The 26,270-nt window shown below is 70.6% G+C and carries 25 protein-coding genes; 15 read left to right on the top strand and 10 right to left on the bottom strand.

What is annotated here, in order from left to right; translation table 11 throughout:
• Positions 1 to 419: 419 nt before the first annotated feature.
• On the bottom strand, positions 420 to 4,307 hold the full coding sequence (locus O7605_RS11545) for a LamG domain-containing protein (protein ID WP_269739183.1): 3,888 nt from the start codon (positions 4,305 to 4,307) through the stop codon (positions 420 to 422).
• 416 nt (positions 4,308 to 4,723) lie between these two features.
• Positions 4,724 to 5,407: a winged helix-turn-helix transcriptional regulator gene (locus O7605_RS11550; RefSeq protein WP_269739184.1), complete on the bottom strand. Its 684-nt coding sequence runs from the start codon at positions 5,405 to 5,407 to the stop codon at positions 4,724 to 4,726.
• A 50-nt stretch (positions 5,408 to 5,457) separates the two neighbouring features.
• Between O7605_RS11550 and O7605_RS11555 the strand changes: the two genes are divergently transcribed.
• The 3 genes from O7605_RS11555 (at position 5,458) to O7605_RS11565 (ending at position 7,147) form a co-directional block, all read left to right on the top strand.
• Positions 5,458 to 6,183: a DUF899 family protein gene (locus O7605_RS11555; RefSeq protein ID WP_443083915.1), complete on the top strand. Its 726-nt coding sequence runs from the start codon at positions 5,458 to 5,460 to the stop codon at positions 6,181 to 6,183.
• 271 nt (positions 6,184 to 6,454) lie between these two features.
• Positions 6,455 to 6,619 (top strand): hypothetical protein, encoded by a 165-nt coding sequence (locus O7605_RS11560; RefSeq protein WP_269739185.1) that lies wholly within the window; start codon positions 6,455 to 6,457, stop codon positions 6,617 to 6,619.
• A 75-nt stretch (positions 6,620 to 6,694) separates the two neighbouring features.
• On the top strand, positions 6,695 to 7,147 hold the full coding sequence (locus tag O7605_RS11565; RefSeq protein WP_269739186.1) for a GNAT family N-acetyltransferase: 453 nt from the start codon (positions 6,695 to 6,697) through the stop codon (positions 7,145 to 7,147).
• Here O7605_RS11565 and O7605_RS11570 read toward each other — a convergent pair.
• Positions 7,137 to 7,403 carry a hypothetical protein gene (locus tag O7605_RS11570; protein WP_269739187.1) on the bottom strand — a complete coding sequence of 89 codons (267 nt, stop codon included), beginning with the start codon at positions 7,401 to 7,403 and terminating at the stop codon, positions 7,137 to 7,139. The genes O7605_RS11565 and O7605_RS11570 overlap by 11 nt on opposite strands.
• Before the next feature lie 405 nt (positions 7,404 to 7,808).
• On the opposite strand from O7605_RS11570, the gene O7605_RS11575 reads away from it, so the two are divergent.
• Entirely contained in the window at positions 7,809 to 8,687 is an 879-nt protein-coding gene (locus O7605_RS11575) for a helix-turn-helix domain-containing protein (protein ID WP_269739188.1), read from the top strand.
• Positions 8,680 to 8,874: a DUF397 domain-containing protein gene (locus O7605_RS11580; RefSeq protein WP_269739189.1), complete on the top strand. Its 195-nt coding sequence runs from the start codon at positions 8,680 to 8,682 to the stop codon at positions 8,872 to 8,874. The genes O7605_RS11575 and O7605_RS11580 overlap by 8 nt, the downstream gene beginning before the upstream one ends.
• A 167-nt stretch (positions 8,875 to 9,041) precedes the next feature.
• On the opposite strand, the gene ligD is transcribed toward O7605_RS11580, so the two are convergent.
• Entirely contained in the window at positions 9,042 to 10,067 is a 1,026-nt protein-coding gene (gene ligD / locus O7605_RS11585) for a non-homologous end-joining DNA ligase (protein ID WP_269739190.1), read from the bottom strand.
• A gap of 47 nt (positions 10,068 to 10,114) precedes the next feature.
• Here ligD and msrB point away from each other — a divergent pair, with 47 nt between their 5' ends.
• On the top strand, positions 10,115 to 10,525 hold the full coding sequence (gene msrB / locus O7605_RS11590; RefSeq protein ID WP_164445539.1) for a peptide-methionine (R)-S-oxide reductase MsrB: 411 nt from the start codon (positions 10,115 to 10,117) through the stop codon (positions 10,523 to 10,525).
• Between the two features lie 115 nt (positions 10,526 to 10,640).
• On the opposite strand, the gene O7605_RS11595 is transcribed toward msrB, so the two are convergent.
• Together O7605_RS11595 and O7605_RS11600 are read right to left on the bottom strand one after the other, a co-directional pair.
• Positions 10,641 to 11,234, bottom strand: coding sequence for a DUF305 domain-containing protein (locus O7605_RS11595; RefSeq protein ID WP_269739191.1), 594 nt, complete (start codon positions 11,232 to 11,234; stop codon positions 10,641 to 10,643).
• A gap of 53 nt (positions 11,235 to 11,287) precedes the next feature.
• Positions 11,288 to 12,037 carry a lytic polysaccharide monooxygenase gene (locus tag O7605_RS11600; RefSeq protein ID WP_269739192.1) on the bottom strand — a complete coding sequence of 250 codons (750 nt, stop codon included), beginning with the start codon at positions 12,035 to 12,037 and terminating at the stop codon, positions 11,288 to 11,290.
• Between the two features lie 153 nt (positions 12,038 to 12,190).
• On the opposite strand from O7605_RS11600, the gene O7605_RS11605 reads away from it, so the two are divergent.
• From O7605_RS11605 to O7605_RS11620, 4 genes are all read left to right on the top strand, one after another.
• Complete coding sequence (locus O7605_RS11605; protein ID WP_164445973.1) at positions 12,191 to 12,451, top strand: Prokaryotic metallothionein; 261 nt, start codon at positions 12,191 to 12,193, stop codon at positions 12,449 to 12,451.
• A 70-nt stretch (positions 12,452 to 12,521) separates the two neighbouring features.
• Positions 12,522 to 12,962, top strand: coding sequence for a GNAT family N-acetyltransferase (locus O7605_RS11610; RefSeq protein ID WP_269739193.1), 441 nt, complete (start codon positions 12,522 to 12,524; stop codon positions 12,960 to 12,962).
• A gap of 205 nt (positions 12,963 to 13,167) precedes the next feature.
• A complete protein-coding gene (locus O7605_RS11615; RefSeq protein ID WP_269739194.1) occupies positions 13,168 to 14,262 on the top strand; it encodes a lytic polysaccharide monooxygenase auxiliary activity family 9 protein in 1,095 nt (364 codons plus the stop codon).
• A 231-nt stretch (positions 14,263 to 14,493) separates the two neighbouring features.
• Entirely contained in the window at positions 14,494 to 15,600 is a 1,107-nt protein-coding gene (locus O7605_RS11620; protein ID WP_269739195.1) for a lytic polysaccharide monooxygenase auxiliary activity family 9 protein, read from the top strand.
• Between the two features lie 95 nt (positions 15,601 to 15,695).
• Here the strand turns inward: O7605_RS11620 and hemQ are convergent, their stop codons facing one another.
• From hemQ to hemE, 3 genes are read right to left on the bottom strand one after another with little or no spacing between them, the layout of a single operon-like run.
• Complete coding sequence (gene hemQ, locus O7605_RS11625; protein WP_269739196.1) at positions 15,696 to 16,397, bottom strand: hydrogen peroxide-dependent heme synthase; 702 nt, start codon at positions 16,395 to 16,397, stop codon at positions 15,696 to 15,698.
• Positions 16,394 to 17,800 (bottom strand): protoporphyrinogen oxidase, encoded by a 1,407-nt coding sequence (hemG, locus tag O7605_RS11630; protein WP_269739197.1) that lies wholly within the window; start codon positions 17,798 to 17,800, stop codon positions 16,394 to 16,396. The genes hemQ and hemG overlap by 4 nt, the downstream gene beginning before the upstream one ends.
• A 5-nt stretch (positions 17,801 to 17,805) precedes the next feature.
• Complete coding sequence (hemE, locus tag O7605_RS11635) at positions 17,806 to 18,903, bottom strand: uroporphyrinogen decarboxylase (protein ID WP_269739198.1); 1,098 nt, start codon at positions 18,901 to 18,903, stop codon at positions 17,806 to 17,808.
• A 160-nt stretch (positions 18,904 to 19,063) separates the two neighbouring features.
• On the opposite strand from hemE, the gene O7605_RS11640 reads away from it, so the two are divergent.
• The 5 genes from O7605_RS11640 to O7605_RS11660 all read left to right on the top strand — a co-directional run bounded on the left by O7605_RS11640 (position 19,064) and on the right by O7605_RS11660 (position 25,672).
• On the top strand, positions 19,064 to 19,636 hold the full coding sequence (locus tag O7605_RS11640) for a DUF3000 domain-containing protein (protein ID WP_269739199.1): 573 nt from the start codon (positions 19,064 to 19,066) through the stop codon (positions 19,634 to 19,636).
• A 101-nt stretch (positions 19,637 to 19,737) separates the two neighbouring features.
• Complete coding sequence (locus O7605_RS11645) at positions 19,738 to 21,057, top strand: ribonuclease D (RefSeq protein WP_269739200.1); 1,320 nt, start codon at positions 19,738 to 19,740, stop codon at positions 21,055 to 21,057.
• 316 nt (positions 21,058 to 21,373) lie between these two features.
• Positions 21,374 to 22,585 (top strand): thiolase family protein, encoded by a 1,212-nt coding sequence (locus tag O7605_RS11650; RefSeq protein ID WP_269739201.1) that lies wholly within the window; start codon positions 21,374 to 21,376, stop codon positions 22,583 to 22,585.
• A complete protein-coding gene (locus O7605_RS11655; RefSeq protein WP_269739202.1) occupies positions 22,582 to 24,648 on the top strand; it encodes a 3-hydroxyacyl-CoA dehydrogenase NAD-binding domain-containing protein in 2,067 nt (688 codons plus the stop codon). The genes O7605_RS11650 and O7605_RS11655 overlap by 4 nt, the downstream gene beginning before the upstream one ends.
• 136 nt (positions 24,649 to 24,784) lie before the next feature.
• Positions 24,785 to 25,672, top strand: coding sequence for a hypothetical protein (locus tag O7605_RS11660; RefSeq protein WP_269739203.1), 888 nt, complete (start codon positions 24,785 to 24,787; stop codon positions 25,670 to 25,672).
• 99 nt (positions 25,673 to 25,771) lie between these two features.
• Here O7605_RS11660 and O7605_RS11665 read toward each other — a convergent pair whose 3' ends face one another.
• Entirely contained in the window at positions 25,772 to 26,203 is a 432-nt protein-coding gene (locus O7605_RS11665; RefSeq protein ID WP_269739204.1) for a winged helix-turn-helix transcriptional regulator, read from the bottom strand.
• Between the last annotated feature and the right edge of the window lie 67 nt (positions 26,204 to 26,270).

Consider the following 26,270-nt stretch of genomic DNA (forward strand, 5'->3'; position numbering starts at 1 on the left):
GCCAGCAGTTCCCCGCACCGTCCGGCCGGACTGCCGGTCCCCGTCAAGGCGTCGGTCCGGCCGAGCGCCCGCGACCGCAAGGCTGGTCTCGCCCGCCGCTGGCCACGTCGCTCGCCCCGCGCCGGTCCATCGGCCGCCGTCGTCGGGCAATGGCGACCGGTCGACAGGTGCTTGCCGGAGCGACTCGGCAGGGATCGTCTTGACCGCACGGTCACCGGAGGGCACCTCGGCCGCCTGAGCTGGCTGAGCTGCGGCGAGGGTCGAGGCCACCAGCACCGCGACGGTGCCGAACGTGACGAGTCGTCGGGAACGGGAGGGGACGGTGCGAGGCTGCGACATGACACCTTCCTGACGCAGAGGGGTGGGGGAAAGTCAGGTGGGCGGGGTTGGGGCGGCCCCAAGCCGCCCCAACCCATGGCTCAAAGAGCAGCGAGGTCGGCGATCCGATCCGGATCGACGGTGGAAGTCCAGATGCGTACGTCGTCCACGACGCCACCCAGGGGTGCCCAGCGGCGTCCGTCGGCGGCACCGTTGCATCCGATCAGCGTCGGTCCAGCAGCCATCCACGGCGTGGTAGGGCCGTCTGCCTCGCCCTGCAACTCACCGTCGACGTAGAGCCGAATCTTGCCGGCCGCGACGTCGTAAACCCCGGCCAGGTGCGTCCACTTGCCCAACTCGGGCGGCTGCTGCGACTCGGCGGTGTGCCAGATCGCGGAAGTGCTGTTTCCGGTCGACGGGATGCCGAAGTGCCAACGATCGTGGGTCGGGTTGTACTTCAGGAAGAAGCCGCCGTGCACGTTGCCGACCTGCGAGAGCACCGTATGGTGATCGGTTGTCTGTTCCAGCAGCACCCATGCGGCCACGGTGAACGAGGCATCGGTTCGTACCGCCGGACCGGCCGACTCCGCGCAGGAGTTGTCGGAGAGTTCCAGGCCAAGTGCGCCGTCACGACCAAAACCCCTGTCACGCGCCCAGGCATACGGTCCAGTGATGGTCAGGTCGCGACCGTTACCTGACCAGTCCGTCAGATAGGTAGGGGTATCGCTCGCTGGGCCGTCCAGCGGCCACATCCCCTCCAGCTTCACTTCTGGGTTGCCGCCGTGCACCGCGGCCACCTCAGCGGCGCTCAACACACCCCGCCAGGCCCGCACCCCGGAGATCGCCCCGTGGACACGGTCGCCATGTGCCCCGGCCCACTTCGCGCACCCGACGGTCATCGGCCCACCGGCGTTCCAGTTGGTCCCGGTACGCTCCCTGGACGAGACGAGAACTCCGTTCACGTACAAGCTCATTTGTCTTGTTGTGGCGTCGTAGACGCCAGCCAGATGGGTCCACCGGCCGACGTCTCCGGTAATCGGAACCGTCGACGCGGTCACCGGCCCTCCGCCGATCTCACTGTCGGAGGCCAGCATCATGAGCGCCCAGTAAGGAACACCGTTCAAGTACCGCGTGCCGAGATACCACCCGCTGACCCGGTCACCGTCCTGACCCAGAACCGTCCGATTGCCCGTGCCAGCCGTGGCCAGCCTGACCCACGCCCCAACTGTGAACGATTCATCCGTGCGCACTACCGGGCCGGATGTGGTCGCGCACTGCGTGCCATCAAGCTCGACCGCCGACTCGGCTCGTCCGAACTGGTCATCCGTCCAGGACGCGTTCTCCGGCAGGATCACGTCCGTGGATCGGCCCGTGGCATCAGCTCCGCTGCCGTGCATCTGCCAGTCACCGACGGCACCAGCGGGCAGCTCAGTGGCGGCACGCGTGATGTGGGCGTCGGAAAGGAGGCCCTGCCAGACGCCGACGTGGTCGATGGAGCCAACCGTCTGATGCCACACTGTGGTTCCAGTTCCGACGCATCCCATCAAGAAACGTTCCTGAGCGTTCCAGGGTGCGAACGGGATCGATCCCTCGGCGGCGAGTTGTCCCCCGAGATAGAGGCGCATAACTCTGGCGACCGGGTCGACCGTGACCGCCACGTGCTGCCACGTTCCCAGCGCCGTCGCCGTCGGTGCAGAGATCGTGGTGAACGTCGCATCCGCAATGTCGGCGCTACTCAGCGTCAATTGCCAGCGGTCGGTGGGGCCGTTGTACTGCAGATAGAAGGACGAGCGGGAGGTGCCACCCTGGGCCGCCAACGCACGTACGCTCTGTTTGTCGGCGATCTTCGACCAGCCCGCCACCGTGTATTCGGCATCGGTGCGGATCACCGGCGTTGTCTCCGCACAGCTCGCGCCGTCGAAGTTCAACGCGGCATTCGCGTTACCTCTCCGGTCGGGACCGAACCCCGCCCCATTGCCCACCGTCAGGTCATGGCCCTGGCCGGAGTCGTCGAGGGCGTCACCGTCGAAACGCCAGGCACCCTGGGGCTGTGCCTCGGTGATGCGGCCGGTGAAGAAGTTGTACGCGGTACGCACCGAGTAGTTTCCGGCGATGTCCTGCGCCCAGACGTAGACGACAGTACGTCCGACCTCCGGTGTGAACGTGAGGGTGGTCGTACCCGTCGACGCCTTGAAGTTCTGCTGGGCGTCGACCCCGATGCCGTACGCGAACTGCTTCATGCCCGAGCGAGCGTCGGACGATTTGAAGGACAGCGTCACCGGCTGGCCCTCGATCGGGGTACCGGAGGTGCGGGTGACCACCGGCGCGGTGGGTGGGGTGTAGTCCAGCCGGAAGTAGCAGAGGCTTGTCCAGTCGGTGTCGTCTTTCCCGTCGATACCCCGGATTCGCCAGTTGTAGTTCCCCTCGGCCAGGGTGGGCGCGGGCCAGGAACGCTCGGCACCCGACTTGGTCGAACCCGAGGTGCTTTCGGCGGGAGCGGTCGGACCGTTGAGGTCGAACCGGATCTTGACGGTGCCGTCGCCGTCGCTGGCCTTGCCCCACAACATCGGCGTGCGGTCGGTGATCCACGGCCCCGGCGACGTCTTGGCGCAGGCACCGCCAGGGGTGGTTTTTACCGCCACCGGCGAATGCGGCTTGTGCTGGTAATCCGTGATCAGTTTAACCCTGGCCGGGTCGAACTTGGCCCATCGTCCGCCGCTCTCGGTCGCCATCCGCAGACCGAAGGTGATCGAAGTGTGGCCTTCGTCTGCGTGGCGTTGAACATGGTGGCCGATCTCCGTGTCGTTGAAGGACATCCAGTTGGGATCTTGGGAAGGGCTACATCCGCCGTTCGCCTTGCCGAGCTTCGTCTGCAGCGGTTCGCCGTGCAGCCATTTGTCCTTCATGCCGTTCCAGGTGGGCGTGTTGGCGGCCAGCGAGTTCGTTTGCCAGACGGAGATCGACTCACCGTCGCAGTCGGCGGTGTGCACGAGATAGGCGTCCAGACTGGCTCGGTCGATCAAGCGCTTGCCGGCCAGCGCTGACGTAGCGAAGTAGAAGTGCGACCGCCAAATGTCTCCGTGGTCGTCATGGTTCGATCCAACCCGGGCGACCTCTCTGGGCCAGTCGCTGCCGGAGGTCCACTGGGTGCTCGCCCTGGAGTCGTTCACCGGAGCCCAGCTGGCCCACTTCTTGTCATAGGTAGGGTCGATGAAGACGGGAAACCGGCCGGCGTCAAGCAGCTCGGGGTCTGCGGAAACGCTCATATGACCGTCGCCGACCTGGACGTCGACCGCCGCGGTCCTGGCGGCGTCCGCCGGACCACGAGCGGTGGAACGATCCGGCCTCGGATCAGATGGCGCACCGTCAGCCAGGAACCCGGCCCGCGCACCGGCGACCTCACGTGTCGAATCCCATGCTTTGGCCGGTGGGGCTGCCGCCAGCAGGCCCTCCGGGCCGGACACGGTGACGCCTCCGCCCAACGCGGACACGGTCGCTGACCCGCCCACGACGTAGCGTGTCTCGCGGACCAGCGGATTGGCCGCCGCCGCTGCGCTCTTGACCACGAGAAGGTGGGAGAAGCCACCCCGCTCGGCGCGCACCACGAGGTCGACGTCCGGGTACACGTTCGGATAGGTGATGCTGTCTCCGGCGATCACACCCTCCGGAAGTGGATCCACCCAGCCGAGTGAGAACGTGGCACCGCCCCCGGTCATGGTGGCGAAGGCCCCCGCACCGCCTGAGGAGAAGACCACGTCGGCCGTTGAGGCAACCGGCCGTACCAGGCCGTCGTGCCCCACCTGCAACGTCGTGTCGATCTCAGTCCAGTCGCCGTCCTGTCTGGTCCATTGCGGCTCGGCCCACGATTCGAAGGCGAAGTCACCGGAAGGCTGGGCAAAGACCTTCGTCGTCTCCGAGGCCGCATCGAGCACTTCCACGGCGACGTCACACGCCTCGGCCATGGCCTGGGCCGCGTGCTCCGAACTCACTCCGGATGGGGCACCGCTCGGGCACGGGTCGGTGCCTTCGGCACTGGCAGGAGCAACTGGCGACAACGCGGACAAGGAGCCGGCCAGTACTACGAGGGCCACAGTGGACTGAATCCAGGCAGGACGAATCGACAAGCCGCACCCCCGTGAAGCAAACGTGATCAAGCTTGCGGCACAACGTACAGATAGATGGAGCCCAACACCAGAGCGAATCTGTGACAACACTCTCCGTGTACCCATTACGGCGCAATAGCCGGTTTTGGCGATGCCGAGGTTTCGCGGTGGTTACTGCCCGTTCACTCCCGAGGGTCCGATTCGCGTTCGTGCTGGCTTCGCTGCTGCGGGGCGTGCCGATGCTCGCGGTGCGTCCGCCGCATGGACGAGCCCATCGACAGCGACCGACCGAACGCACCTCGCTAAGGGGAGCCGGCCGCGTGGTAGAGGCGAATCAGGCGGGTGACGGTGTCGCGGTCGCCGTCGACGCGTACGGTGCCGGCGCGTTCGGCGTCGATGAGCGGCAGGCCGCCGAACAGCACCTCGCTCCAGGCCGTCGAGTCGGTGGTCACGGTCGCCACCGGGTCGACGGCGGCACCGGGCTGGACGTCCAGCAGCCCGTCGACGGTGGTCAGCCGGTAGTCGCGGACCGGCGGGTCGGGCTGCCGGGCGTCGTAGAGGCGCAGGGCGGTCAGTGGTAGGCCCTCGGGGACGGGGGGCGCCATGGTGCGCATGGCGAGGACCATGGCGTCGGGGGTCATGCCACCACTGGTGCGAGGGTCCGGCCCGGAGGAGTACCAGCGGCCGAGCGAGGCCAGAACCGATTCCAAGCCACGGCCCCACTCGGTGACCGTGTACGCGCGGGTACGCGCCAGGTCGGGCAGGGTCACCTGGTCGACGATGCCGGCCTGACGCAGGGATCTGAGCCGGTCACTGAGGACTGCCGGCGTGATGCCACGAACGGCGTCCTGAAGATCGGCGAAGCGCTTGGGACCGAGGAGCAGTTCGCGGACGACGATCAACGTCCACCGGTCACCCACCAGGTCAAGGGCGTTGGCAGCCCGGCAGGCGTCGCCGTGGTGGGCGTAGGTCAGCTTGACAGGCAATCCCGATCAACTTCTTTCACGCTAGTAGACGCTATGTTTATAGTAGCGGTATGCCGAGTATGGATAGACAATCAGCGCCTCCCGTGGTCGACCGCGACACCTGGCTTCGGGAACGGAACGCACTGCTGGTCCGGGAGAAGGAGCACACCCGAGCGGGTGATGCCATCGCGGCCGCCCGCCGTCGCCTGCCGATGACCGAGGTCAACCCGGTCAAACTGGTCGGCGAGCAGGGCCCGGTCTCGTTGCTCGACATCTTCGACGGGCGAGACCAACTCGTGGTCTACAAGCACATGTGGCACCTCGGCAAGCCATTCGAGGAGCAGTGCGAAGGCTGCACCATCAGCATCTGGAACTTCCACGAGGCTAGCTACCTGGCGGCACGGGGCATCAGGTTCGCGGTCTTCGCCGAGGGACCGTACGAGGAGATCGCGCCGTTCCGCGAGTTCATGGGCTACCTCCACCCGTGGTACTCGAACTACGGCATCGACGAGCCCGCCGTCGCCGGCGGCGGCGTCATCGCCTGCTACCTGCGCCAGGGTGACCGGGTGTTCCTCACCTACGAGACGACCGGACGCGGCGTCGAGGCGATCATGGGCTCACTCAAGCTGCTCGACATGACCGCCTATGGACGGCAGGAAGCCTGGGAGGACTCCCCCGACGGCTGGCCGCAGGCCGACCCGACGTACAGCTGGTGGCGCAAGGACGGCCGCCCGGTAGCCCAGTGGACCCGCCCCGGCGTCACGCCCGTTCAGTCGGACCAGCACCACTGCCACTGAAGACCTGAGCCGAACGGTTGCCACCTACCCCGGGGCCATCGGTGGCAGAGGCCACGCCACACCGACCGGCATGTCGCTGAGGGATGGACGCGGACATTACGGATCTAATGGATCGGTGCTACGGATCGATGTCCTTGCTGCCTTCTTGTTGCTGGCCCTGACCGGCTGCACCGATGGCCCTCGGACACCTAGCAGCACCGAAGAGGCACCCGGACGCCCGTCGGGGCAGACGCCGGAGTCGACGCCTGCCCTGACGGTCGGGAGCGGCCGGGTGTTGGACGGTGACGGTTACCGGACCCTGGTCGCCGGTGCCACGTACGACTTTCTCGCGGCGATGCACGGCCGGGTAGCCGTCGGTGATGGCGGCCCGCCGGAACACCTGCCGCCCGTGCCGGTCGGATGCGCACCCGCCGGCGCCTCCGTGGCGGTGCTCTAACGCGTCACCCGGCGCAGCGACAGTTGACGTTGCTCCGCCGCACATCGGGTCGCACCGTTGTGGGACGCTCGCGGGATGAGTGAGGTGATCTTCCGTGAGGCGGTCCGGGCGGACCTGCCGGCCGTGCTCGACCTGCTCGCCGACGACGTGCTCGGCCGTACCCGTGACGTCGGGGAGGTCGACGCCACGTACGAGAAGGCGTTCGCGGACATCACCGCCGACCCGCGCAACCAGCTCGTGGTCGGTGAGGCCGACGGCGAGGTGGTGGGGTGCATGCAACTCACCTACATCCCCGGGCTCGGCCGGCACGGCGCCGAGCGGTTGCTCGTCGAGGCGGTCCGGGTCCGCTCGGACCAGCGCGGTCGCGGGCTGGGACGCCGAATGATGACCTGGGCGATCGACGCGGCCCGCCAGCGCGGCTGCGGGCTGGTGCAGCTCACCACCGACAAGACCCGCCACGACGCGCACCGCTTCTATGCCAACCTCGGCTTCGTCGCCAGCCACGAGGGTATGAAGCTCAGTCTCTGACACCGGCAGACGGGGGCCCGGCCAGCCTGGGTCGCCCCACATCGCAACCGAGGACGGTGGCCCAGAAGGTCGTCAGCGTCGCCAGACTCGACCCGTGGATCAAGGACCGGGTGGACTTCCGGATCAGCCAGAAGCCTCCCTCGGGCAGGACGATCACCCAGCCAACGGGTACGTCGTTCTCCGCCACGAGCACCAGCAGTTCCGGCTTGCTCTCGACCTCGATCACAGGCAGGTCCGCCATCTCGACGGACCCCATCCCCTGTCCCCCGCTCACCGGTAGCTCCGCCGGTGGCATCGCCGGACGGCGTGGCGAGACCGCCACAGCCGGGCCAGCCGCAGCAACGGCCGCTGCTGCGGCTGAACCGCCGCTGAGGCGCTCCGCTCGGGTTGACGGGCGCGGTACGCAACGGCCCGCTCGGAATAGGCGGGCCGCTGTACCACGTCGATCGGGTCGTCCTGCCGTTGAAACCACTTCCACCGGGCCACCACGAGCCTCCCGCGAACACGCATCGATTGCCGATGCCTGCCACCATCGGCCCGCGCTTCGCCGATCTGCAACGTCTCATGCGGAGATTCGGAGAAAGACATTTGCGGTGTGTCATCTGGGCCTCGATGCTGTTCCAAACGAGACACTGGCAGCACCGATCTGAGACGGGGTGACATGAGCGACGTTGGGTCTTCGGTGCCACGGCGGCAGCTGGGCCGGTTGCTGCGCCAGGCCAGGGAGGAAGCCGGCATCAACCTGGAGGCTGCCGCCGAGGCCCTCGAATGGTCGCGCGCCAAGATGTACCGCCTGGAGAGCGGACAGACATCGCTGCGTACCCACGATGTGACGCTGATGTGCCAGCACTACGGCACCTCAGCCGAGCTGACCGAGGTCATGGTCAGCCTGGCCCGGGAAAGCAAGAGTCGGGGTTGGTGGCACGCCTACGGTGAGGCCATCCCGGCGTGGTTCGAGCTGTACGTCGGGCTGGAGGCGGCGGCCCGCCGCGTGCGTCAGTACGAGCCGACGCTGATCCCTGGGTTGCTCCAGACCGCCGAGTACGCTGCGGTCATCTTCAGCGCCAAGGCTGGCCGGAGCCAGGATGAGATAGCGCAGAAGGTCGCGCTACGCATGGAGCGTCAGAAGCTGCTCGCTCGCCGCAGCCCGAAGGCTCCGAGCTTCGAAGCCATCATCGACGAGGCCGTGATTCGCCGCCCCATCACCGACCTGGACGCCTGGCGCAGCCAACTCGCACACCTGGTGAACGCCGCACAGCGACCTAACGTCTCGGTCCGGGTGCTGCCGCTGGGCAGCGGCCCCCACGCGGCATCCGTTGCCGGATCGTTCATCATGCTGGACTTTCCAGCGGTCGGCACGCGGCCCGCGGAGCCGTCGACCGTCTACAGCGAGGCGCTGACCGGCAGCCTTTACCTGGACAAGCCGACAGAAGTGGCGGCGTACGCTGACGCCTGGTCCACTCTTCTGGACCTTTCACTGGGCGTGCGCGAGTCTGAAGATCTGATCGGGACGGTTATCAAGGAGACCTTCGATGAATGACCTGACCAACGCCCGGTGGCGCAAGAGCAGCCGGAGCGGTGAGGGCGAGTGCGTCGAGGTGGCCGACGATCTGGCCGGCGCGGTCGGGGTGCGGGACAGCAAGGACGTTGCCGGGCCGGTGCTGCTGTTCGCCCCCGCCGAGTGGCGGTCCTTCGTCGAGACCCTCAAGGCCAACAGCCTCCCGTAGCCCCTTCGCCGCAACCCGCGAGCATCGGCCGCCTCCCCTCGTTCCGCCGCCCAAGGTCACACCTCCCGCCCTCGCCTCGTTGACCATGGGGTTAGCGGCAGTTTGAAGATCTACAACTGCCGCCAACCCCATGATCAACGGATACGGGAGGGGTGGGCGGGGCAGGGTCAGCGGGGGCGGTCGCGGTCTTTGGAGGGTTGGACGCGCTTGGGTTCGCCGGGCATCTTCGGGTGGTCGGGTGGGTAGGGCAGGTCGCCCTCGCCGGCGGCGGCGTCCCGCTCGGCCCAGTCCAGCAGGGGGGTGATGTCCCATGCGGCGTCGTCGATGCCGGCGTGCGGGTCGCCTCGTTGGGCCAGCCGTTCCGGGACGGTACGCAGGTCGAAGTCGTCCGGGTCGACGTCGGCCAGCTCGTCCCAGGTGACCGGGGTGGAGACGGTCGCCCGGGCGTTGGCGCGCAGCGAGTACGCGCAGGCGATGGTGCGGTCCCGCGCCATCTGGTTGTAGTCGACGAAGACCCGCTCACCGCGTTCCTCCTTCCACCAGGCGGTGGTGACCAGGTCGGGCCGGCGGCGGGCCAGTTCCCGGGCCAGCGCGATGGTGGCCCGGCGTACCTCGACGAACGTCCAACGCGGCTGGATGCGCAGGTAGACGTGCACGCCCCGGCCACCGGACGTCTTCGGCCAGCCCGGCACGCCCAGCTCGTCGAGGATCGCCCGCAGCTCGGCGGCGGCCGTCGCGGCGTGCGCGAAGTCGGTGCCGGGCTGCGGATCGAGGTCGACCCGCAGCTCGTCGGGCTGGTCGACGTCGGCGGCGCGGACCGGCCACGGGTGGAACACCACGGTGCCCATCTGCGCCGCCCAGGCCACATGGGCCAGGTCCGCCGGGCACAGCTCGGCGGCCTTGCGACCGCTGGGAAAGCTGATCTCGGCAGTCCGCACCCACGGCGGCACGCCCCGGGTCGGCACCCGCTTCTGGAAGAACATCTCCCCCGCGATGCCGTCGGGGAAGCGCTGCAACGTCGTCGGTCGGTCGCCGAGCGCCCGCATGATGCCGTCGCCGACGCTGACGTAGTAGTGGAAGACGTCGGCCTTGGTGAAGCCCCGCTCCGGGAAGATCACCCGATCGGGACTGGACAGTCGTACGGTCTGCCCGGCCACCTCGATCTGCTCGGCCGCAGCCTTCGTGCCACCCATTGCGCGACCATATGCGATGGGTCCGACCTTCGGCGTACCGTTGACCTGTGACTGTTCCCGACAGCGAACTGCCCCGCACCGAGGACGAGTGGCGGGTCCGGCTCAGCCCCGCCGAGTTCCGGGTGCTGCGCGAGCACGGCACCGAACCGGCGTGGACCGGCGAGTACGTCGACACCAAGACGCCCGGCATGTACCGGTGCCGGGCCTGCGGTGTCGAGCTGTACCCGAGCGACACCAAGTTCGACTCGCACTGCGGCTGGCCGAGCTTCGACGACGCCATCCCGGGCGCGATCAAGGAGATCGAGGACAACTCCCTCGGCATGAGTCGCACCGAGATCCGCTGCGCCCGCTGCGACAGCCACCTCGGTCACGTCTTCCGGGGTGAGGGCTTCACCCCGAAGGACACCCGGCACTGCGTGAACTCGCTCTCCATCCGCCTGGACCCGAGCGCCGCCTGACCGGGCCCCGGCCGCGCCGCCCTCCCCGCCCGCGCCGCGTCGGCACCAGGTCGACCGCTCAGGCAAGCCCGCGCCGATGTCGCGCGCCGGCCGGGGGTCGTCGCGGCCCGGCCGGTCAGTCGGCCGCGGGCCGGGCGGCCATCAGCGCGACCTGAGCGGTACGCGACTGCTCCACGCGCCGGGCCAGGTCGAGCACCCGCGCGTCGGTACCCGCCGCCTGATGGGCCCGAGCCAGGTTGGCGGCGGCCTGCTGGTGCGCGCTGAGCACCTCGATCAGCACCCGGTCTACCTCGGCGTCCGGGGCGTCCCGCAGCCGTGCCAACTGCTCGGGGCCGGTGCCGTGCCCGGCGTGGTCGTCGGCGCGGGCGCTGCGCCCGGCACGTGCCAGCCAGCCGCGTGCGGTGGCCAGTTCGTCGGTCTCGGTCGCCTCGACGGCGGCCACCAGAGTGCGCAGTTCGTCGTCGGTGAGCCGGTCGCGCACCAGCCGGACGATCTGGAGGGTCTGCTCGGTGTGCCCGGCCATCATCGACAGGAACAGCAGGTCGATGCCGGTCATCTCGCTGACGGCCCCAGGCGTCCGGGTCGACGTCCCACCAGAGGTTGCGGCCACCGGCGGCGTGGTGTCGGCGGGCGCGGGCCGCCCGGACGGCGCGGGCGGACCGCCGCAGCCGGCAACCAGCAGCACCGCGAGCAGGTACAACGGCAGCACCCGCGGTACGGCGGGCGGGAGGTGCGGCCGGTGCCGGTCGCACCTCCCGTCGGTCAGAGCTGGCTCCACAGCGCCGGTACGTTCGGCGGCTCCCAGCCGGCGATGGCGGTGTGCGCCTGCCGGCAGCGGTAGGTGCGGCCACCGTAGGTGACCTGGTCCCCGACCGCGTACGCGCGACCGGCGGTCCAGGTGCCGCCGGTCGGCGGGTTGGTGGTCGGGGCGACCGTCGGGGTGGGTGACGGTGCGGGCGGGTTGGTGGTGGGGCTCGGGCTGGGCGGGGGGTTGCCGCCGCCACCGCCGATCTGCAGGTCGACGCAGGAGTAGAAGGCGTTCGCGGTGTCGGAGATGTTCCACACCGCCAGCAGCTTCTGCCGGCCGGAGTAGCCGGACAGGTTGACGGTGTGCGAGACGGTCGCGCCGGGCTGGCGTCCGCCGCCGGAGAAGACCGCGACCCGGGTGTTGCCGATGAAGTACTCCCAGTCGCGGGTGGCGTGCATGGCCGTGTTGACCCAGGTGAACGTCACGGTGGTGCCGACCGATGTGGCCGGCCAGCCCCGGTTGTCGTCGTTGAGCACGGCGAAGTGCGAGATGTTGGCGTGACAGTTGCGCAGCCCCTTCGGGCCCTCGACGCTCTGCGGTTCCCATCTGATCTGCCCGCAGTCGGGCACCCGGTTCTGGGCGCAGAGCGCCTGGCGGCTCGGTGGTGACGAGACGTAGCCGTGGGCCTGGGCGGGCGTGGCGACGGCCAGGGTGGAGACCATGGCGCCCGTCGCGACCAGCGGAAGGGTGATTCTTCGACGCATGGCGGCAGCTCCTTGTCGGCGTGGTGCCTGGTGAGGTGCCACAAACATAATTTAAACCTTGTTAACAGTAAAGACCGCTGTCAATAAAACAGGGGCCAACCAGCGCCGTGCCGCAAGATGGGACAAAAGGTTTCTCTGATGGAGGTACGGGGCGTGGCTACCTGCGAGGTCTGCGGCAACGACTACTGGTTGGCGTTCGAGGTGCGGACGGTCAGCGGCGACGTGCACACTTTCGACAGCTTCGAGTGCGCCGCCCACAAGCTCGCCCCGATCTGCGAACACTGCAACGTCAAGATCGTCGGCCACGGGGTCGAGGTGTCCGGTCGGTTCTTCTGCTGCGGTCACTGCGCCCGCGCGGTGGAGACGGAACAGGGCGCCGAGATCCGCGACACTGTCGGCGCCCGCCCCGCCTGATCGTCCCCGCACCGACACCAGCACCAGGTGCCAGCAGGGGGTCGCGGGGACACGGCACTAGCCTGGCGGGATGCCTGACACGCCGCTGCACAGCGCGAGCTTCGCCGAGTTGGACGCGCGCACCTTCCACGACCTGGTGCGGCTGCGCGTCGACGTGTTCGTGGTCGAGCAGGAGTGCGCGTACCCGGAGCTCGACGGGCGGGACGTCGAACCCGGAACCCGGCACCTGTGGCTGACCCACGACGGCGCTCCGGTGGCGTACCTGCGAATCCTGGCCGACCCCGGCGGGGTGGCCCGGATCGGACGAGTGGTGGTCGCCCCGACGGCCCGGGGCGACGGGCACGCGGGCCGGCTGATGACGGCGGCCCTCGCGGAGATCGGTGACCGGCCGTGCGTGTTGGACGCCCAGTCGCATCTCGTCGACTTCTACACCCGACACGGCTTCACGGTCAGCGGGCCGGAGTACGTCGAGGACGGCATCCCGCACACACCCATGAGCCGGAAGCGGTGAAGGACCGCGAAACCGGTGCTGGAAGCGCTTCGACGCCCCCGTGCACCCGGTGCTGGAAATCGCTTTCCTCATTGACGGATGACGATCGAACGTGCCATCCTTCCGGTCGAGTCAGCACGCGAGGGCCACACCGACGGCACGGGAGAGGGCAACTCCCGAGCGTCCGGGCGATGTCGAGATCCGACGACTTCCCCTGGGGGCTCCCATGTCCAACTCGCTCAGATCATCACGGGCGCTCTGGCTGCTGGCCGTCGCGGCCGTCGCCACGCTGCTGCTCTCCACGGCATACGTGCGACCCGCCGCCGCGCACGGCTCGGTGGCCAACCCCATCTCCCGCAACTACGGCTGCTGGCAGCGCTGGGGCGGTGACTTCCAGAACCCACGGATGGCCACCGAGGACCCGATGTGCTGGCAGGCGTGGCAGACCGACACCAACGCCATGTGGAACTGGAACGGCCTCTACCGCGAGGGCGTGGCCGGCAACCACCAGGCCGCCATCCCGAACGGCCAGCTCTGCTCCGGCGGACGCACCGAGAACGGGCGCTACCGGGCGATGGACGTGCCGGGTGCCTGGCGGACCACCTCGGTCGGCAACAGCTTCCGGCTGAAGTTCTACGACCAGGCCAGCCATGGTGCCGACTACATCCGGGTGTACGCCACCCGGCAGGGCTACGACGCGCTGACCACGCCGCTGGCCTGGTCGCACCTGGAACTGGTCGGCCAGATCGGCAACACGCCGGCCTCGCAGTGGCAGCAGGAGCCCGGTGGGGTCTCCATCGAGATCCCGGTCAACGCCCCGGGGCGCACCGGCCGGCACGTCATCTACACGATCTGGCAGGCCAGTCACTCCGACCAGTCGTACTACATCTGCAGCGACGTGCAGTTCGGCGGCGGATCCAACCCCCCGCCCACCACGCCCCCACCGACCACGCCGCCCACCACGCCCCCACCGACCACGTCGCCCACGACGACCCCGCCGACCACCAACCCGCCGGTGACGGGGGCCTGCTCGGCGACCTACCGGGTCACCTCGACCTGGTCCGGCGGATTCCAGGGTGAGGTGCAGGTGACCGCCGGCAACGCCGCCATCCGCGGCTGGCGGGTGACCTGGACCAACAGCAGCGGACAACAGGTCAACCAGGCCTGGAACGCCACCCTGACCTCCAGCGGCTCCACCGTGACCGCCACCAACGTCAGCTACAACGGCAACCTCGGTGCCGGCGCCAGCACCAGCTTCGGCTTCCTGGCCTCCGGCAGCAGCACGACCATACCAACCGTGACCTGCACCGCCACCTCCTGACCCCGGCCGGGGCCGCGCCACACTCCCTCGGGCGCGGCCCCGCCCGGCTCAATGAGCGACAGCGGTGCCGTCCCCGCTGCGGAGGGCGCTTCCCGCGTTGACGTACGCCGATCCCCCGTGGCACGCTTCCTCCGGAGCCAACACCACAGGGCAACGCTGATCGACCACGGGAGAGGCAACTCCCGAGCGTCCGGGCGCAGTCGCGAACTGACGATTCCCTTGGGGAGCTCCATGTCGAACGTACTCAGATCACCCCGCGCCGCCTGGCTGCTGGCCGTCGCGGCCGTCGCCGCCGTCGCCCTGTTGCTGCTCAGCACCGCGCTGACCAACCCCGCCTCCGCACACGGTGCCACGGTCAACCCGGGTTCCCGCGCCTACGGCTGCTGGGAGCGCTGGGGCGGTGACCACATGAACCCGCGGATGGCCACCGAGGACCCGATGTGTTGGCAGGCCTGGCAGGCCAACCCGAACGCCATGTGGAACTGGAACGGCCAACTCCGCGAGGGTGTGGGCGGCAACCACCAGGCGGCCGTACCGAACGGCCAGCTCTGCTCCGGTGGGCGGGCCGAGGGCGGTCGCTACAACGCCCTCGACACGCTCGGCGCCTGGAAGACCACCCCGGTCCCCAACAGCTTCCAGTTGAAATTCTTCGACCAGGCCAGCCACGGTGCCGACTACCTCCGGGTGTACGCCACCCGCCAGGGTGTGGACACGCTCACCAAGCCACTGGCCTGGTCCGACCTGGAACTGGTCGGCCAGATCGGCAACACGCCGGCGTCGCAGTGGCAACGGGAGGTCGACGGAGTGTCGATCCAGATTCCGGTGAACGCGCCCGGCCGCACCGGCCGGCACATCATCTTCACCGTCTGGCAGGCCAGCCACTTCGACCAGTCGTACTACCACTGCAGCGACGTCCAGTTCGGTGGCGGCACCACCCCGCCGACCACCACGCCACCCACGACCACGCCGCCGACCACCACGCCACCCACGACGACCCCGCCGACCACCACGCCGCCGACCACCAACCCGCCGGTGACGGGGGCCTGCTCGGCGACCTACCGGGTCACCTCGACCTGGTCCGGCGGATTCCAGGGCGAGGTGCAGGTGACCGCCGGCAACGCCGCCATCCGCGGCTGGCGAGTGACCTGGACCAACAGCAGCGGACAACAGGTCAACCAGGCCTGGAACGCCACCCTGACCTCCAGCGGCTCCACCGTGACCGCCACCAACGTCAGCTACAACGGCAACCTCGGTGCCGGCGCCAGCACCAGCTTCGGCTTCCTGGCCTCCGGCAGCAGCACGACCACACCAACCGTCACCTGCACCGCCACCTCCTGACCCCGGCCGGGGCCGCGCCACACTCCCTCGGGCGCGGCCCCGCCCGGATCAGCCGACCAGATCGGCAGGCCAGCACCGGCCAGCCGGCCGGCGCCTCAGGCCAGTGCGGAGACGATGTCGGCGACCGAGCGACGACGGCCGGTGTAGAACGGCACCTCCTCGCGGACGTGCAACCGGGCGCGGGAGGCCCGTAGGTCACGCATCAGGTCGACGATCCGGTGCAACTCGTCGGCCTCGAAGGCCAGCATCCACTCGTAGTCGCCGAGCGCGAACGAGGCCACCGTGTTGGCCCGTACGTCCGGGTAGCCGCGGGCCATCTTGCCGTGCTCGGCGAGCAACTCCCGCCGCTCGGCGTCGGGCAGCAGGTACCAGTCGTACGACCGGACGAACGGGTAGACGCAGAGGTAGGCGCGGGCCTCCTCGCCGGCCAGGAACGCCGGGATGTGGCTCTTGTTGAACTCGGCCGGCCGGTGCAGCGCCATCTGCGACCAGACCGGGGTCATCGCCCGGCCCAGGGCGGTCCGCCGCAACCGCAGGTACGCGTCCTGGAGCGCGTCGCTCGACGCGGAGTGCCACCAGACCATCAGGTCGGCGTCGGCGCGCAGCCCGGAAACGTCGTAGGTGCCGCGCACCACCACGTCCTTGCCGGCCAACTCCTCGATCAGCGACTCGACCTCGCCGGTGACGTTGTCCCGCAGCGACGGCAGCGGCGCGCTGGCCCGGAACACCGACCACATGGTGTAGCGGATGGTGGAGTTGAGTTCCTTCAGTCGGGCCGCGTTGCTCTGCTCGGTCATCTCCCCGATCCTTCCAGTGCCGTGATGATCTCCTCGGCCGCCGTCTCACCGGAGCGGACGCAGACCGGGATGCCGACCCCGTCGTAGCCGGCACCGGCCAGCCGCAGAGTCGGATGTGCCGCCCGCAGCGCCGAACGGGCGGCGACCACCCGGTCGAGATGACCGGGGGTGTACTGCGGCAGCGCGCCGCCCCAGCGCTGCACGTGCCCGGCGACCGGGGCGGGCAGCGGCGCACCCAGCACCGCCGACACTTCCCGGTGCACGGTCGCGGCGAGGTCCTCGTCGGGGCGCTGGAGTTGCTCCTCGTCGCCGTACCGGCCGACCGAGGCGCGCACCAGGGCCACCCCGTCCGGCCGGCGCAGGTGCCCCCACTTGGTGGTGAAGAAGGTGGCCGCCTTGACCAGCAGTCCTTCGGTGGCGGGCACCAGGAAGCCGGAGAGGTCCGGCAGCATTGCTCCGGGCAGCGCGAGGGTGACCAGTGCGACGCTCGCGTAGTCCAGCCCGCCGATCTCCTTCGCCGCCTCCGGGGCGACGTCGGCGAGCAGCCGCGCCGCCGGTCGGGCCGGCACCGCGAGCACGACCGCGTCCACGTCGACGTGCTCCGGGTCGCGGGTCGGACCGACGGTCAGCCGCCAACCGGCGCCGGTCGGGGTGAGTTCGCGTACCGCCGCGTGGCGGTGGATCGTCGCGCCGCTGGTCGTCACCGCCGCGTCGACCAGGGTGCTCAGCCCGCCGTCGAGGGTGCCGAAGACCGGCTCACCGGGGGCGCGCGGCGCGGCGGCCTGCGCCGCGCGCACGGCCGCCAGCAGCGTGTGTTCCACCCGGGCGGCCCGGGCCAGCGCCGGCATGGTGGTGACCAGGGACAGGTCGTCGGCGCGGCCCGCGTACACCCCGCCGAGCATCGGGTCGACCAGCCGGTCGACCACCTCGTCACCGAACCTCGCGCGGACCAGTGCCCCCACCGCGATGTCCTGGTCGGCGCCGAGCAGGGGCCCACCGCCGTCGCGGTCGGCCGCCGGGGTCGGCCGCGCCACCGCCGCCACCTTCTCCAGATCACCGGGTACGCCGACAAGCGTGCCGCCCGGGATCGGGCGCAGCCCGCCGTCGACGGCCAACGCCGCCTGCCCGACGCTCGGGTGCACGATCCGTCCCGCCAGGCCGAGCCGGCGGATCAGGGCCACGGCGGCGGACTCCCCGCCGGCCGGGTCGCGCATCAGGAACGACTCGGCGCCGAACTCGACCGGCCCGCCGGCCAACTCGCCGGTGCGCAGCTTGCCACCGAGGTCGCCGGACTGCTCGTACACGGTGATGTCGACGTCGGCGGGGGCGCGGTCGCGCAACCGGACCGCGGCGGCCAGGCCGGCGACACCGCCGCCGACCACCGCCACCCGCCGCCTCGGCACGGCGGTCAGCCCCGGTCGACCGGTCGCGCGGACAGTTCGTGCACCAGGGCGACCACCCGGGTCAACACCTCCGGGTCGGTCTCCGGCAGCACGCCGTGGCCGAGGTTGAACACGTGTCCCGGCGCGGCCCGGCCCTGCTCCAGGATCCGGCGCACCTCCGCCTCCACCACCGGCCACGGAGCCAGCAGCAGGGTCGGGTCGAGGTTGCCCTGCACCGCCCGCTCCGGCCCGATCCGGCGGGTCGCGACGTCCAGCGGCGTACGCCAGTCGACGCCGACCACGTCGGCGCCGGCCTCGCCCATCGCGCCGAGCAGTTCGGCGGTGCCCACCCCGAAGTGGATCCGGGGCACACCGGTGTCGGCGAGCCCGGTCAGCACCTTCGTCGAGTGGGGCAGCACGAACCGGCGGTAGTCGGCCTCGGAGAGCGCGCCGGCCCACGAGTCGAACAGCTGCACCGCCGACACACCGGCCTCGATCTGCACCCGCAGGAACGCCAGGGTCACCTCGGCCAGCCGGCCGGCGAGGGCGTGCCACAGCTCCGGCTCACCGTGCATCAGCGCCTTGGTCTTGGCGTGGGTACGCGACGGACCACCCTCCACCAGGTAGCTGGCCAGCGTGAACGGGGCCCCGGCGAAGCCGATCAGCGGAGTGTCGCCCAGCTCCTTGACCAGCAGCCGGACCGCCTCGTCGACGTAGTCGACGTCGTCGCGCCCGATGGGCCGGATCCGTTCGACGTCGGCGGCGGTCCGCACCGGTTCGGCCACCACCGGGCCGGTGCCGGGCACGATGTCCAGATCGATCCCGGCGGCGGCCACCGGCACCACGATGTCGCTGAACAGGATCGCCGCGTCCACGTCGTGCCGGCGTACCGGCTGAAGGGTGATCTCGGTGACCAGATCGGGCCGGCGGCAGGACTCCAGCATCGCCACGTTGGCCCGGATCTCGCGGTACTCCGGCAGCGACCGGCCCGCCTGGCGCATGAACCAGACCGGGGTGTGCGGCACCGGCCGGCGGCGGCACGCCCGCACGAAGGGCGAATCGGCGGGCCCGCCGGGGCGGGGTTCGTCGTCTCGGGCGGCGGTGCCCGTGGTGTCGGTGGTCATCGCGGCAATCGTGCCACGCGGCCGATCGCCACCCCCCGCCCACCGCCACCTTTGTGACGTGGAAGGGAAAGACCAACGCCGTCGACAGTCGTGGATCACCGGGGTGCCGATCTCGGCGTGCCGACGCGACCGAACCGGTACGGCGGCTTAGGCTGCGGGCATGGCCCCCCCGATCGCGCTTCCGGACACGTTCGCCCGCGCGGTCGCGGGGCTCCGGTCGGCGACGCCCCGGCCGGAGATCCTGCTGGAGGAGGTGGGGGCACCCCAGCGGCTGGCCCCCTACTCCTTCGCGCTCTCCGCGTCCGTGCTGCGCGACGGCGACGAGGTGGCCAGCGGGCGGCTGATCCTGCTGCACGATCCGGCGGGGCACGAGGCGTGGCAGGGCACGCTGCGGCTGGTCACCTACGTGACCGCCGAGATGGAGGTGGACCTCGCCGCCGACCCGCTGCTGCCCGGGGTGGGATGGACCTGGCTCACCGACGCTCTCGACGCCCAAGACGCCGGGTACCGGGCCATCGGCGGGACGATCACGCAGACGATGTCGACCCGGTTCGGTGAGCTGGCCGGCCCGCCCGCGACCGGCGACGTGGAGATCCGCGCCTCCTGGACGCCGACCGGCGTCGACCTCGCCGCCCACCTGGACGCCTGGTGCACCCTGCTGGCCTCCACCGCCGGCCTGCCGCCGCCCGGCGTCACCGCCCTGCCGGAGCGCCGCCCGGCCGCCACCGGCTGAGCCGGCCTGCCCGGTGCCGGCCGCGCCGGTCCCGGCCGGGCGGCCGACACGCGGCGGGGCGGGTGGCGGCACTCGATCCACTCGCGCACTAGGGTTGGCAGGTGACCGACGAACCACCCCTGCGCCGTCGGGCCGCCGCAAGCCGTACGGGAAACGACACGCAGCACCCGCCGTCGGCGCGGTCGGAGCCCTCGGACGCGGGGACCGAGCCCACCGGCGGCGAGTCCGTGCCGCTGACCGCGCCCCGCGAGGGCACCCCCGAACCAGTCGCCACCCCGGATCAGCTCGCCGAGGTGGTGGCGCGATTCGCCAGCGGTGCCGGCCCGGTGGCCCTGGACGCCGAACGCGCCTCCGGCTACCGGTACAGCCAGCGCGCGTACCTGGTGCAGCTACGCCGCGCCGGTGCCGGTACCGCGCTGATCGACCCCCTGCCGCTGCCCGACCTGAGCGCCCTCGACGCCGCGATCGCCGGGACGGAGTGGGTGCTGCACGCGGCGAACCAGGATCTGCCCTGCCTCGCGGAGCTGGGACTGCGGCCACGCCGGTTGTTCGACACCGAGCTGGCGGCGCGGCTGGCCGGCTTCGAGCGGGTGGGTCTCGCCGCCCTCACCGAGCAGTTGCTCGGATTCAGCCTGGAGAAGCACCACTCCGCGGCGGACTGGTCCAACCGGCCACTGCCCGAGTCCTGGCTGACCTACGCCGCGCTGGACGTCGAGCTGCTGACCGACCTGCGCGACGCGCTCGACGCGGAGCTGGCCCGGCAGGGCAAGTCCGAGTGGGCGGCCGAGGAGTTCGCCGCGCTCGTGGCCAGCGGCGCCCGACCGCCCCGGGTACGCGCCGAACCGTGGCGACGGACGTCCGGGATCCACCGGGTCCGGGGCGCGCGGGCGCAGGCCCGGGTCCGGTCCCTGTGGTACGCCCGGGACCAGATCGCGGCTCGGCGGGACTCGGCACCGGGCCGGGTGCTGCCCGACTCGGCCATCGTCGCGGCGGCGGAGTTGGATCCGAGAGACGAGAAGGCGCTGCTCACCCTGCCCGGCTTCGGTGGTCGGTCGGTGCGGCGGCTGGCGCGTACCTGGCTGGCGGCGCTGGATGACGCGCGGCAGTTGCCGGACGACGCCCTGCCCGTGACGCCGACCGTGGAGGGGCCACCCCCGCCGCACCGGTGGGCCGAGCGGGATCCGGTCGCCGCCGGCAGGCTGACCCGCTGCCGGGAGGTGGTGTTGCGGGTGGCCGGCGAGCACAACCTGCCCCCGGAGAACCTGATCTCGCCCGACACCATCCGCCGGGTCGCCTGGCAGCCCCCCGAGGAGATCACCGAGGCGAGCGTCGCCGAGGCCCTGCGCGCCCACCACGCCCGCGAGTGGCAGATCGCCCTCCTCCTCCCCCACCTCCCCACCGCCCTCACCCCCACCCCCTGACCCCCCTCCCGCGCCCTCCCGGTTTCACCCCGATGACCAAGAAGTTTGCGTCAGCCGCACGGCGTGTCGTTGACGCAAACTTCTTGATCACCCGCAGTGCTGGCTGGGCGGGGGCCGGGTGGGTGGGTGGGTGGGTGGGTGGGTGGGTGGGTGGGTGGGTGGGTGGGTGGGTGTGGGGTGGGTTACAGGGGGAGGTGGCGCGGGGGTTATTACTGGCGAGTAGCATCGGGGAAACGCCAGTGCTGGCGACCTTTGTCCGGTCCGTCGTGCGCCTGCGGCGCGACGAGCCGGATCGTGGTCGAATAGGAGGCTCATCGTGCCCCGTGAAGTCCGGGATGTCGTCTTCGTCGACGGTGTCCGCACCCCCTTCGGCAAGGCGGGTGGCATGTACGCCAACACCCGCGCCGACGACCTGGTGATCCGCTGCATCCGCGAACTGCTGCGCCGTAACCCGCAACTGCCGCCGGAGCGGGTCGAGGAGGTGGCGATCGCCGCCACCACCCAGATCGGCGACCAGGGCCTGACCATCGGCCGCACCGCCGCGCTGCTGGCGGGCCTGCCCAAGACCGTTCCGGGTTTCGCCATCGACCGGATGTGCGCCGGGGCGATGACCGCCGTGACCACCGTCGCCGGCGGCATCGCCATGGGCGCCTACGACATCGCGATCGCCGGTGGCGTCGAGCACATGGGCCGGCACCCGATGGGCGAGGGCGTCGACCCCAACCCGCGCATCATCGCCGAGAAGCTTGTCGACCCGTCCGCGCTGGTGATGGGCTCCACCGCGGAGAACCTGCACGACCGGGTCCCGCACATCACCAAGCAGCGCACCGACGCGTTCGCCCTCGCCTCGCAGCAGAAGACCGCGAAGGCGTACGCCAACGGCAAGCTCCAGGACGACCTGGTGCCGGTGGCGATCCGCGACGAGGAGAACGGCTGGGGCCTGGCCACGGTGGACGAGGCGCCCCGGGACACCTCGATGGAGAAGCTCGCCACCCTCAAGACCCCGTTCCGTCCGCACGGCAAGGTCACCGCGGGCAACGCGGCCGGCCTGAACGACGGTGCCACCGCCAGCCTGCTCGCCGACGAGGCCACCGCCCGTGAGCTGGGCCTGCCGGTGGCGATGCGGCTGGTGTCGTACGGCTTCGTCGGCGTCGAGCCGGAGGTGATGGGGGTCGGCCCGATCCCGTCGACCGAGAAGGCGCTGCGCATCGCCGGCCTGACTATCGACGACATCGGCCTGTTCGAGCTGAACGAGGCGTTCGCCGTGCAGGTGCTGGCCTTCCTCGACCACTTCGGCATCGCCGACGACGACCCGCGGGTGAACCCGTGGGGCGGCGCGATCGCCATCGGTCACCCGCTCGCCTCCTCCGGCGTACGGCTGATGACCCAGCTCGCCCGGCAGTTCGCCGAGCACCCCGAGGTCCGTTACGGCATCACCGCCATGTGCATCGGCATCGGCATGGGCGGCACGGTCATCTGGGAGAACCCGCACTGGACCGGGTCCGCGCAGGAGGGTGGCGACAAATGAGCATCACCGCACCGAACGAGGTCGTCACCAGGGCACTGCTGCGGCAGGTGAACGTGCCGGGGCTGGACCGCCCGGCCGCCCTGATCACCCTCGACAACGGATTCGACCACACCAAGCCGAACACCTTCGGCCCCGGCGGCCTGACCAGCCTGGACGAGGCGATCAGCGCCGCGCTCGCGGCCGACCCGGCGTTCATCGCGGTCACCGGCAAGCCGTACATCTTCTGCGTCGGCGCGGACATCACCGGTCTGCCGCAGCTCGCGGACCGCGAGCAGGCGCTGGAGATCGGCCGGCTGGGCCACCGGGTCTTCGCCCGGCTCAAGGACAGCTCCGTGCCGACCTTCGCCTTCGTCAACGGCGCGGCGATGGGCGGCGGTCTGGAGCTGGCCCTGCACTGCCACTACCGGACCCTGTCGGCCGGCGCGACGGCGCTGGCGCTGCCGGAGGTCTCCCTCGGGCTGATCCCGGGCTGGGGCGGCACCCAACTGCTGCCGAACCTGATCGGCATCCCGGCCGCCACCCAGGTGATCATCCAGAACCCGTTGATGCAGAACAAGATGCTCAAGCCTAAGCAGGCCGCCGAGCTGGGCATCGCGGACGTGCTGCTGGAGCCGGCCGACTTCCTGGAGCGGTCCCTGGAGTGGGCCGCCGGTGTCGTCCGGGGGCAGGTCGAGGTGACCCGGCCCGAGGTCGACAAGGACATGTGGGCCGGCGTGCTGTACTTCGCCCGGCAGACGTTGGACCAGCGATTGCACGGCGCGGTTCCGGCCGCGTACCAGGCGCTCGACCTGCTGGAGACGGCGAAGGACGCGGACTTCGCCACCGGCACCGCCGCGGAGGACGAGGCCCTGGCCGACCTGGTCTTCTCGGAGGAGCTGCGCAGCGGCCTGTACGCCTTCGACCTGGTGCAGCGGCGGGCCAAGCGGCCGGCCGGCGCGCCGGACAAGGGCCTGGCCCGCCCGGTCACGAAGGTCGGCATCGTCGGCGCCGGTCTGATGGCCAGCCAGCTGGCGCTGCTGTTCGCCCGCCGCCTCCAGGTGCCGGTCGTGCTGACCGACCTGGACCAGTCGCGGGTCGACAAGGGCGTGGGCTACGTGCACGCCCAGATCGAGAAGGCGGTCAGCAAGGGCCGGATGGACAAGGGCACGGCCGCGAAGCTGTACGGCCTGGTGTCCGGATCGGTCGACAAGTCCGTCTTCGCCGACGCCGACTTCGTCATCGAGGCGGTCTTCGAGGACCTGAGCGTCAAGAAGCAGGTCTGGGCCGAGCTGGAGAAGATCGTCAAGCCGGAGGCGGTCCTCGCCACCAACACCTCCTCGTTGTCGATCACCGAGATGGCGGCGGAGCTGGAGCACCCGGAGCGGGTGGTCGGCTTCCACTTCTTCAACCCGGTCGCGGTGCTGCCGCTGCTGGAGATCGTCCGGGGCGAGCGGACCGACGACGCCACCCTGGCCACCGCCTTCGCGGTCGGCAAGCAGCTCAAGAAGTCGAGCGTGCTGGTGAAGGACGCTCCGGCGTTCGTGGTGAACCGGCTGCTCACCCGCTTCCTGGGCACCGTGTTCGCCGCCGTCGACGCCGGCACCCCGCTGGAGGTCGCGAACCGGGCGCTGGACCCGCTTGGTCTGCCGATGCGCCCCCTCGCCCTGCTCCAGCTGGTCGGACCGGCGGTGGCCTACCACGTGGGCGGCACCCTGCACGCCGCGTTCCCGGACCGGTTCGGGGTCAGCGAGAACCTCAAGCGGATCGCCGACTCCGGCCAGCCGATCGTCGTCGACGACGAGATCAACGCCGAGGTGGCGAAGCTGCTGGTGGTCGGCGACCAGCCGCTCACCGAGGAGCAGGTACGCCGCAACGCGCTGGACGCGCTGGCGCAGGAGATCCGGCTGATGCTGGACGAGGGCGTCGTCGCCGAGGCGCAGGACATCGACCTGTGCATGATCCTCGGTGCCGGTTGGCCGTTCCACCTGGGCGGCGTCACGCCGTACCTGGACCGGACCGGCACCAGCGAGCGGGTCACCGGTAAGCGGTTCCTGCCACCCGGCGCGGCCAGCCTGGCCGGCTGAGCGGCGACGAACGACACCGATCGCGGTGGTCACCCGACGAGGTGGCCACCGCGAATCGCTTTCTCGTGGTGCCGCTGGTGCGGATGCGACACCTGGCTACGATGACCGATCCACCCGAAACCCAGGAGCTGACCGCATGTCCCACCCCTCGGACGAGCACCAGAATCCGCCGCCCGCCGGTCCGTACCCGCCGCCGGGCGGGTATCCGCCCCCGGGCGGGTACCCCCAGCAAGGTCCCGCCCCGTACCCATCGGCTGGGGCCCAGCCGGTGCCGCCGCAGCAACCCGGCCAACCGGCGCCCGGCACCTACCCGCCGCCCGGCGCCTACCCGCCACCCGGCCAGCCGTACCCCGCCGGTCCTGCGCCGGCCGGCCCGGGGCAGGCCGGTCAGGGATTTCCCGGCCCTGGATTCCCCGGCCCCGCGCCGGCCGGTCCGCCGAAGAAGAAGTTCCGGGTCGGGATGATCGTGCTGATCGTTCTCGCGGTCCTGCTGGTGCTCTGCGTCGGCGGTGGCACCGCCGTCTGGTTCGCGGTCAAGGACGACGTCAGCGAGGCGGTGGACGCCACCCGGACCCGGATGGTGGCCCCGGACACCCTGGCCGGCCGACCCAAGAACACCGACCCGGAGTTGCAGCAGGCGGCCGACGACATGGTTCGCGACATCCGCTCGACGGTGAGCAACGAGACCAGCGCGGTGGGCGCCTTCTACGGTGACCCGGCCGCCGAGGACCTTGTCATGATCGCAGGCGCGTCCGGCCTGATGTCCGACCCGAAGCAGGAACTCGACGCGGCGGTCCAGGGCCTCTCCGCCGACCTGGGCCTCAGCAACATGACCTCGGTCGATCCAGGTCCGCTCGGCGGTGAGGCCAGCTGCGGCGACGGCCTGACCGAGGACGTGCCGCTGGGTGTCTGCACCTGGGCCGACCGGGGCAGCGTCGGGCTGATCGTGATGTTCTTCTCGTCCCGCGCCGACGCCCAGGCCGAGTTCGTCACCATCCGCGGCCAGATCGAGCAGCGCGACTGACCGCGGCCGGCAACCGGGCGGCGGAGGAGACCCCGCCAGCCCTGTTGCCGGCCGTTTCGCGTCGCGCGCCGGGGTCGGTCGAGTCCGACAGGCGCCGCGTCAGGAGGTGGCCGCGTCGTAGTCGTCGCGGTGCGCGAGAACCTCGCCCATGTGGGCCTGAGCCCAGTACCTGATCTCGCGCGTCGTGCGGTGCAGCGACAGGCCGAGGTCGGTCAGCTCGTAGGTGACGGTGACCGGGACGGTCGGCGTCACGGTACGGGTGAGCAGGCCGTCACGTTCCAGCGAACGCAGGGTCTGGGTCAGCATCTTCTGACTGACGCCGGCCAGCAGGCGGGCAAGCTCGGAGTAGCGCATCGCTCGCGGCGCTCCCGGACCCTGCGGAGCCGCGTCACCCCCCAACGCGCACAGGATCAGCACCACCCACTTGTCCGAGATCCGGTCGAGCAGCTGGCGGCTGGGACAGACCGCGAGGAACGCGTTGTATTCCACCCTGGCCTGCGCCTGCCGCTGGGCCGTCTTCGTCGTCGCCACCGAGCGCCCCTCTCACTGCTGGATGGTTACGCACTTTAGGGTGCCTACTTCCCGCTGGGAAGTTCCT

Source organism: Verrucosispora sp. WMMA2121, from assembly GCF_027460185.1.
GTDB classification, from domain to species: domain Bacteria; phylum Actinomycetota; class Actinomycetes; order Mycobacteriales; family Micromonosporaceae; genus Micromonospora; species Micromonospora palythoicola.